Here is a 1,665-nt window from a genome sequence, read left to right as displayed (position 1 = left end):
GCTATTTCAGGACGGGACAATATTATAAAATAAAAAAGCTCATCCAAAGATGAGCTTTTTTATTTTAACCTACTTTAACTTACAAATCATAACATTTTTTTTAAATTTGTTTAAAATAGTACGCAATGAAATATTTATTCATCGGATTTTTAGGGCTATTTATAGCTTGTAATGCGCAAGAAACTAAGAAAGTTTCTAAAAAGCAAACCATTCATCAAACAACAAAAACACCTCAAAAAGTGAACAAAATTTACGATTATACATTCAAAGATATCAATGATGACGATTTTAATTTCGCTGATTTGAAAGGAAAGAAAATCTTAATTCTTAACACAGCTTCAAAATGTGGTTACACACCTCAATATGATGCTTTAGAAAAATTGTATCAAGAATATAAAGATCAAGGATTAGTAATTGTTGGATTTCCTTCAGACAATTTTGGAGGGCAAGAATTTGACAATAACGAAGAAATTGCAAGTTTTTGTAAATTAAATTATGGCGTAACTTTTCCTTTGATGTCAAAAAGTGATGTAATTGGAAAAAATCAAAATGAAATTTTCAAATTCTTAACAAAAAAATCATTGAACGGAAAATCTGACAATGATGTAAAATGGAATTTTACAAAATTTTTGATTAACGAAGACGGAACTTTAGAGGTTTCTTACCCATCAAAAGTAACTCCAGATTCAAAAGAAATAATAGATTGGTTAAATAAATAGTAAATGAAGTTAGATATTCTTGCAATTGGAGCGCATCCTGATGACGTAGAATTGGGATGTGGAGGAACACTTACAAAAGAAATTAAAAACGGTAAAACGGTTGGTATTCTTGATTTAACAAAAGGAGAATTGGGAACTCGTGGTACCGATGAAACGCGCCGTGTAGAAGCAAATGATGCCAAAAACATTTTGGGAGTTGCTGTAAGAGAAAATCTTGGAATTCCTGATGGTTTTTTCTTGAATGATAAAGAAAATCAATTGAAAATTGTCGAAATCATTCGCAAATATCAACCTGATATTATTTTGAGTAATGCACCTCACGATCGCCATCCAGATCATGGAAAAGGTTCAGATTTAGTGAATACTGCTATTTTCTTATCGGGTTTACCAAAAATTGATAATGGATTACCAGCTTGGCGTCCAAAAAAGCACTTCCACTACATTCAATGGTTGCCTTTAGAACCTCATTTTGTAATTGATATTTCTGGTTTTGTTGATACAAAAGTGGAAGCTTGCATGGCGTATAAAACGCAATTTTTTGATCCAAATTCGAGCGAACCTCAAACACCAATTTCATCGAAGAATTTTACAGATTCTATCCGATATCGTGCATATGATTTAGGAAGATTAATCGGAACTGAAGGTGGAGAAGGATTTATTTCGCGAAGTTATATTGGCGTAAATAATTTAGATTCTTTAATTTAGAAATAAAGGTGTAAAAAACCTTTATTTTTTTGTCAAAATTATTTGCAAGTACCGATTAATAGGCTATATTTGCAGTCCAATTGAGAGATTAAATAAAAGTTAATTTCGCAATAAAAATGGTGATTGTAGCTCAGTTGGTTAGAGCGCCGGATTGTGGTTCCGGAGGTCGTGGGTTCGAGACCCATCATTCACCCTAAAACTTTAGAATTAGTTTCAAAAGAAATTCAAACCAAATGGTGAT

2 protein-coding genes and 1 tRNA gene are annotated in these 1,665 nt (G+C 31.7%); all 3 read left to right on the top strand.

Annotated features, from left to right (window positions below; translation table 11 throughout):
• Positions 1-125: 125 nt before the first annotated feature.
• The 3 genes from B3M86_RS05085 to B3M86_RS05075 all read left to right on the top strand — a co-directional run bounded on the left by B3M86_RS05085 (position 126) and on the right by B3M86_RS05075 (position 1,618).
• Positions 126-719, top strand: coding sequence for a glutathione peroxidase (locus B3M86_RS05085; protein ID WP_286484538.1), 594 nt, complete (start codon positions 126-128; stop codon positions 717-719).
• Between the two features lie 3 nt (positions 720-722).
• Positions 723-1,424 carry a bacillithiol biosynthesis deacetylase BshB1 gene (gene bshB1 / locus B3M86_RS05080; RefSeq protein ID WP_291075755.1) on the top strand — a complete coding sequence of 234 codons (702 nt, stop codon included), beginning with the start codon at positions 723-725 and terminating at the stop codon, positions 1,422-1,424.
• A 118-nt stretch (positions 1,425-1,542) separates the two neighbouring features.
• Positions 1,543-1,618: transfer RNA gene (locus B3M86_RS05075), tRNA-His, on the top strand.
• Positions 1,619-1,665 lie beyond the last annotated feature (47 nt).

This window comes from Empedobacter sp. UBA6305 (assembly GCF_002440405.1).
GTDB lineage: Bacteria > Bacteroidota > Bacteroidia > Flavobacteriales > Weeksellaceae > Empedobacter > Empedobacter falsenii_B.
Note: the sequence above shows the minus strand (reverse complement) of the source record. Positions and strands in the feature narration are given on the sequence as shown.